Source organism: Microcoleus sp. AT8-A3, from assembly GCF_036705675.1.
Taxonomy (GTDB): Bacteria; Cyanobacteriota; Cyanobacteriia; order Cyanobacteriales; family Microcoleaceae; genus Microcoleus.
On record NZ_JAUBVD010000117.1, the window covers coordinates 1 to 6,465 of the forward strand.

Genomic DNA, 6,465 nt, shown 5'->3' on the forward strand with positions numbered 1-6,465 from the left:
TGTTTGGTGGTAATTCTGATGCTGGAAAACTCACTGCCAGCAACGACGGCGGACACGCAATCGACAAATCAAAAGTTTTGGCAAGCACTGACACAAGCGTTATCACACCGCTAAATCCTGGTAATTTTTCCAGCATCCGTAGTGTGCCAGTTGTGCCAGCACCGCGCTACTTTACCAAGGAAGAAGCGGACGCAATGAAGGATTTAGCCAAAGACCAAACAGACGGTGCAAAACAGTCTAAACGCGCCTATGAAGCACTGGCAAAAGTTGAAGAAGCCGATGCTAAAGTTCACCGGCATCACCGCAAATATGAGGGTGCTGTGGCTGATAATGAACTGGGTAAAAAACGCTCAGACACTCGACTGGCTAAGCACTTGCACAGCTTGCGTCCCGGATATGCCCGACTGGGTTTAGGAATTGATAAGGCTGACAGCGATGCCCGTACTCGGATTGATGAAATTAAAGCCAAACTCACGGGAGGGACTAACTAAATGAAAGCGATGTATCTGGCAAATTACTTCGTTGCCGGATGCGTCGCTTTCTCCCTTTTAGGGTGGATAGCGAGTCTGCATCCAATGGCGATGAAAGCCGTCTCATTCTTGTTAGCAGCGATTGCGATTGCGTGGGGTTTGAGCTGGTTGCTCGATTACTCTCTGAGTAAGTTGCTTAAGATTTCAGTGGCTGACTTACAGGCTGTTTTAATTGGTGGTTTAGCGATGTTGCTGATTGGTTTGGGGGTGTTTCTATGCAGCTAAACGTAGATGGAAAACTGTATCTGCTAGTTGACAAACAAGAATTGCTGAAAATTTTTGTAGCTCAAAAAAAGGAAGAGAGCGCAGAAGAGTTTGTACGAGCTAAACGCAAAAAAGAGTTAGACCTGTTGGTCAATACTGACCCGACAGACCTCTTTTATGAGTTTGAAACTTGGTGCTGGAATCTAATCTGGGAAGCCGTTGACAAGGGTGAGGGGATAGACTGGGACGCTGCATCCGAGGAAATCAACAGACACTTAGACGAATTGATTGAGGGAGGCAAACCATGCAGCTAAAACTGTTTGTATTAAGCGCGTCCTCTGTCGTGTTGTGGTTAACTCCACTAGCAGCACTAGACAAAAAGCTAGACACTCACAAAGCACTGCAAGGTGTCAGTTTGTGTGCTGCGATTGCTTGTGCTGTTACCGCTGGTAATATCGCTCGTAAACTGTCTGAGCAAGGGGAGATTGAGGCAATTAAAGAGCGGGCAATCACCGCCGATGTGGTGGATGAAATCAGCACCAGTGTATACATTTCCCAGAAGCAAAGACAACAGGAAGCAGAACAAATCCTGGCAACAAACGAACGAACCGACGAACAAGAGGCAGAACTCGATTCGATAAGAGAATCACTAGAACTGCTACTGAATCAGACATCGAGCGATTCTAACGAACTCGCAGTAGTGAATTTATCCACCAAGCAGCGCGAACAAGTCGAACTAATTCTGCAATGTCACGCGAAGGGCATCACTGGCAAGAATAAAATCCTTAAAGAAGTTTGGGGAGTTAGTGCCGGCAGTAGTCAATCCTACCGGGACGCGAAGGCTGAGTATGAATTTTTGATGCCATTTGTGAAGGGGGAAAGTGATGACTAGACAGCCGAATATACCAACCACGGCAGCTCTAAGATTGACTGGTACCAAGTCAGAAATAGAGTTAGTATTGGCGGTTTTGCGAGGTAAAGATTTCTTCTGGAAAACTAACGGCAAGTTCTACCCGCAACGAGGGGACGGCAATCAGTACGCTTACTACCTCAACGAATTGCAATTGCCTCAACTTGGGGGAGCAGTTCCGTCAACACCAGGGGAACCACAACCTCGACCGTGGGACGCAGTTCTGGGTGGTCAGGGCACAGAAAAATCCGTCCGAAATTTCGGACAAGAGTCCCTCTGACTTGGCGGCGCTGAAAGCCTTGTTCTGACTCACTCGTCTAGTGCTTTTACCTTTAAACCCGACGAGTGAGTTTTGGTACGTTCTCGGTACGTTTTTTTTACGTTTTCGGTTCGTTGCCGGGACAAAATCTGTCCGAAAATATCAAGTGCGACTTGTCGCTTAAAATGTTCGATATGGATGCAAAATGTATTTCCTTTGTCAACCGAGTCAAGCGCAGTCTAAAGCCTTTCTGGAATGGAGGGGCCGGAGAATCCCTTATGGAGTTTGGAGAGCGCAGCCGGGAATGGCATCCGAGAGGGATGAGACTCTGGAAATATATTTGTTGTACCTTCCGAGCCCAGATGTTCGCAGAGATAAAGTATTTCATCAACAAGCCTGAGAAAACTCCCCAGACTCGACTTGAGCTTGCTAAAGAATCGGTGCTCGTAGACACCGATATCGAATTACCTGTTCGAGCAACCGATCGGGCGCCGCCATCCTTCCCAATCTTTATCCCACTGCCTGATGCCGAAATAGGCGGCTGTGCTCGCAACGACAGCTTAATCGCACCCCTAGTCAACTAGCGGGGCGGTACCTCCTATGCCTTGAATTTTCCAAAAATTGTAAACACCAAAAAACCGCTGCTCTCGATTGGTACCCGAACTGCAACGGTTTTAGGTAATTCACCCATCTCTTAGAAAGACGAGACAAATCATCATGTCCCATAATATTAACTCGAACAACGGGCAAACTTCAAGCACCCGTGACAATCTTGTCACAGTTTCCAAATCTAACCCTTGCCCGCACTGTGGCAAACCTGACTGGTGCTACTCCATAGGTGAGTTGTCCGTCTGCAACCGCGACCAACCGCCCGCTACTGGTTGGGAAGCTACAAGCAAAACCGACAAGGACGGCCACGTTTTTTATGCCCGCCCACAAGAAAAGAAAGCCATCCGCCCCCGCCAGACTCGCTACTGGGAATATCCCGCCCGCGATGGCTCCCCCCTTGCCCGCGTTGTGCGGTTCGATGACGGGAAAGGTGGCAAGGCTAACTGGACTCAACAAAGTTGGGGTAAGTGCAAAAGTTCCCGACAGATTGGTTGGATAGGAGGTACTGAAGGGATAGCGCGTGAAAACATCCCGATTTACCGCTACGCAGAGGTCAGAAAGGCGATCGCAAATAACGAACCTATTTACCTTGTCGAGGGGGAGTCCTGCGCCGATATACTTTGGGATTTAGGCTTAGCCGCCACCTGTAATATTGGCGGCTCTAGCAAGTGGCGAATCACTGACACAAGTGATTTAGAGGGTGCAACAGTTGTCATTATTCCCGATCGCGATAAACCAGGAATCAAACACGCTGAGCTATTGCATCAAGAATTCCCCGGCGCGCTATGGCTTTATCCTTTCCCTGAATCTAAAGCCTGGGAAAACCTACCCGAAAGCAAGGGGCTAGACATTGCGGACTGGGTGGAACATCACAAGCTAACTGCTGAGGATATCAAGGCGGCGATCGGAGAGAAGAAAGTTTTCGCAACTCCCCCGCAGGCAACAGCAAAAGTTGTCCGTCCTGAACCAGTTCAAGTTCCCCACATCTCTGAGCTAGGGGGAGAGATTGAAACACTGCTAGAGTCCGACCTCAAGAAGTCTCAGCTACAGCTTAAAGTCTCCGAGCTGGCTCAAAAATACAAAATCAACTCTGCCGATGTCTGGAAAATTTACCGCGACCGCGAGCAAGAACTAGAGCAAGAATCCTACGTTGAAGACACGGCGGCCGAGGTTGCCCAGTTACTCTCTGCCCAAAAGTCAGGACTCGAACTGGCAGAAATTTTGCCCCCAGGACTCGCAGCACCAATAAAGGAATTGGCGGCGCGACTGAACCTCAAACCTGAGTGTTATCTAGTCGCCGGCCTCGCTCAGGTGTCCAGTCTTTTTAAGGTTGGAACAGAGATACTATTGCGACGTGACACCGACTACCGATGTACTCCCAACTACTTCGCGGGCATCGTTGCGGAGTCATCGCAGAAAAAATCACCCATCATGCGGGCAATGATTGAGCGGCCGATGAAGTCGCTACGGGAGAAGGCTCGCAAGGAGTACGACAAAGCTGTCGCTCAGTACCAGGAAGATTACAAGAATTGGAAGGCTGCAAAAGGAGAAGACAAGGGATTGCCCCCAAAAGAGCCACGGCAACGGCTGTACTCCTTCTCTAAGTCCACAGGCGAGGGCATTTTATATCAAGTCGCAGAGTTTCCTGATCAAGCCCTGATGTACCGATGCGATGAGCTTGCGGGTTTATTCAAATCTGCCAACCAGTACCGAGGAGGTAAAGGCAGTGACGATGAAGACTTACTGGAGTTTTGGAACGGCACAGGCAGTACCGTTCTGCGAGCCTCTGGAGTGAAAGCAGACTTAGAAGGGCTGCTACTGACAGTTTTTGGGACGATTCAACCCGACGTGCTAGCAGAGTTGCTGAAGGATTGCAGCGACTCAAACGGAAAGTTTGCCCGCTTTGACTTTGTTTTTCAACCCGTGGCCGCTTCCAAATTATCTGAGGAAGACAGCGGAAGTTTCGACATTACGCCCATGCTTGCAGCGCTTTACACAAAAATAGACGAGCTGCCGGCAATGAAATTCGAGCTTAACCCAGAAGCCAAGCGACTGTTTACAGCTTTCTACAATGCTCAGGAAGAACGGCGTGAGAAGGAGCCTAAACAAGGTATGCGCGCCATGATTGGCAAAACGCCTGAGAAGGTCGGTAAGCTTGCCGCCACCATTCACACCCTGACCTGTGTTTTCAATGGTGTTGAGGTTAGCCCTCTCATCCCTAAAAGCGCGGTGGAAGCGGCGATAAAGTTTGTCAAATTTAGCTCTGACCAGATTGCCAGCCTCTACGCTGAATTCTCCGATCGCAAGGCTTTAGCTCCTAGTTTGGCAAGGTTGGTACTTTTAGCGGAACGAAAAGGAGGGATAGTATCGACTCGCGAGGCTCAGCACGCATTCCATGTAAGACAGCGGCCGTCCGCTCAGCAAGTTCGAGAATTTTTTGGAGAACTTGAGGCGATGAATTTTGGGGTAGTTACCACAGTGAAAAAAACTGTTTCTTTTTGTTTGACCACAACCACAGTTACCACAGTAACCTCAAACCCTTATACAGCAAGGCTTAACGATGACCACAATGACTCAACACCCTGTACCACAATTACCACAGTAAACGCTACTACTGTGGTTAACTGTGGTTCAACTGTGGTAACTGATGTACCACAGTTGGAATCTTTACCCAGTAAAGACTTAAAGCCTACTGTGGTAACTGTGGTACAAGATTCTGCACCTTCTGAAAAATCAGAAAATTTATTGCTGAGTTCTGAGCCTGCTCGTCCCATGAAGTCGGCCGCTATACCAAAACAGAGAACTTTTGAGATAGGCGATCGGGTTGTGGTCAAGGATGTCGGCGGTCTCTATCAAGGAGCACGAGGCGAGGTCGTGGACAATATCTACAGCAGCCGTGGTAGCACTAGCTACTTGGTCAGGTTCGATAAGCCTGTCAGAAACGTTCGGCAAGGTGAATTTGAGCCTTCTGACCTGATGAAGCTTTAAGTCTGGTTTGAGCCAAAAACCGCTGCTAGTAGGCTTTATGTCTACTAGCCTTGTAGACAAATTGTTGACAGTGTATACAGATATCAGTTATTGTAGACAAATACTGTATACAAGTGTCTACAATGAGTCAAAGTCAAGTCGTATCGTTCAGGGCTTCCGGTCACTTTCTGAACTGGATAGAAGCTCAGAAGCTAGACGGTGAGTCGGTTAGTCAAGCAGCACAACGTATTCTCAAGGAAGTCTCAGGCACGTCTACACTGTCTACAGTGCATCTGTCTACACTGTCTACAACACCTACAGATTTGTCTACACGAAGCAATGATAGCGTCGTGTCTACAGAAATTGTAGACAGTGTAGACAAGGCTGTAGCCGATCGCCTTGACCCCGTGATGGAGCGGATGGCCGCCATTGAGGAACGGCTGGGAAAATTGAGTGCCTGAGTGACGGCAACGATGAATCACTCAGGCAGGAATTGAAAGCGGCCAACAAGCAACTTGCAGAATGGGATAAAGAACTGAATCAGTTACACGAGAGCAACGGCGATTTAGGACTGAAGGTGCAGATGTTGGAGCAAGAGCTTAAGGAAGTGCGGCGCGATCGAGAAGCAAATAAAAACTTGGCTCCGACCGTCGCAGATTTTCCAGAGCCAGCCGACTTGCTCAACCAGTTGAGAGCGCAGCGCGAAAGGTCGAAGGCTGACATGGATGATATGAAGGCAGTTTTGGACATATTGGCACACACAGGGACTTGATTGTCTCCAAAATTGTCTCCAATTTGTCTCCAATTTGTCTCCAAACAGCCCGTCTTTGTCTCCAAATTGTCTCCAAATTGTCTCCAAAACGCCTTGTGCAACCATAGAGGCTAAGCCCTAGAAACGCCAAAACCCTTGATTTCTCAAGGGTTCTAGGTTTTTATAGACATAAGCGGGCAGCGGGAATCGAACCCGCATAGTTAGCTTGGAAGGC

At 48.6% G+C, this 6,465-nt stretch carries 9 protein-coding genes; all 9 read left to right on the forward strand.

Going from position 1 to position 6,465, the window contains the following annotated elements; all coding sequences use genetic code 11:
- A partial coding sequence (locus QUB51_RS29800) for a hypothetical protein (RefSeq protein ID WP_333262738.1) occupies positions 1-491 on the forward strand: 491 nt, incomplete at its 5' end.
- Positions 492-755, forward strand: a complete 264-nt coding sequence (locus QUB51_RS29805) for a hypothetical protein (protein ID WP_333058050.1) — start codon at positions 492-494, stop codon at positions 753-755. It abuts the gene before it with no gap.
- The gene (locus QUB51_RS29810; protein ID WP_333262741.1) at positions 746-1,048 is read left to right on the forward strand and encodes a hypothetical protein; all 303 of its coding nucleotides are present in this window, start codon (positions 746-748) and stop codon (positions 1,046-1,048) included. The genes QUB51_RS29805 and QUB51_RS29810 overlap by 10 nt, the downstream gene beginning before the upstream one ends.
- Positions 1,039-1,626, forward strand: a complete 588-nt coding sequence (locus tag QUB51_RS29815; RefSeq protein ID WP_333262744.1) for a hypothetical protein — start codon at positions 1,039-1,041, stop codon at positions 1,624-1,626. Before QUB51_RS29810 ends, QUB51_RS29815 begins: the two co-directional genes overlap by 10 nt.
- Positions 1,619-1,924 (forward strand): hypothetical protein, encoded by a 306-nt coding sequence (locus tag QUB51_RS29820; RefSeq protein WP_333262747.1) that lies wholly within the window; start codon positions 1,619-1,621, stop codon positions 1,922-1,924. The genes QUB51_RS29815 and QUB51_RS29820 overlap by 8 nt, the downstream gene beginning before the upstream one ends.
- Positions 1,925-2,097: 173 nt before the next feature.
- Positions 2,098-2,487 carry a hypothetical protein gene (locus QUB51_RS29825; RefSeq protein WP_333262750.1) on the forward strand — a complete coding sequence of 130 codons (390 nt, stop codon included), beginning with the start codon at positions 2,098-2,100 and terminating at the stop codon, positions 2,485-2,487.
- Positions 2,488-2,620: 133 nt separating this feature from the next.
- On the forward strand, positions 2,621-5,500 hold the full coding sequence (locus QUB51_RS29830; RefSeq protein WP_333262753.1) for a DUF3987 domain-containing protein: 2,880 nt from the start codon (positions 2,621-2,623) through the stop codon (positions 5,498-5,500).
- Positions 5,501-5,622: 122 nt separating this feature from the next.
- On the forward strand, positions 5,623-5,940 hold the full coding sequence (locus QUB51_RS29835) for a hypothetical protein (protein ID WP_333262756.1): 318 nt from the start codon (positions 5,623-5,625) through the stop codon (positions 5,938-5,940).
- 32 nt (positions 5,941-5,972) lie between these two features.
- Complete coding sequence (locus QUB51_RS29840) at positions 5,973-6,251, forward strand: flagellar alpha dynein (protein ID WP_333262761.1); 279 nt, start codon at positions 5,973-5,975, stop codon at positions 6,249-6,251.
- Positions 6,252-6,465 lie beyond the last annotated feature (214 nt).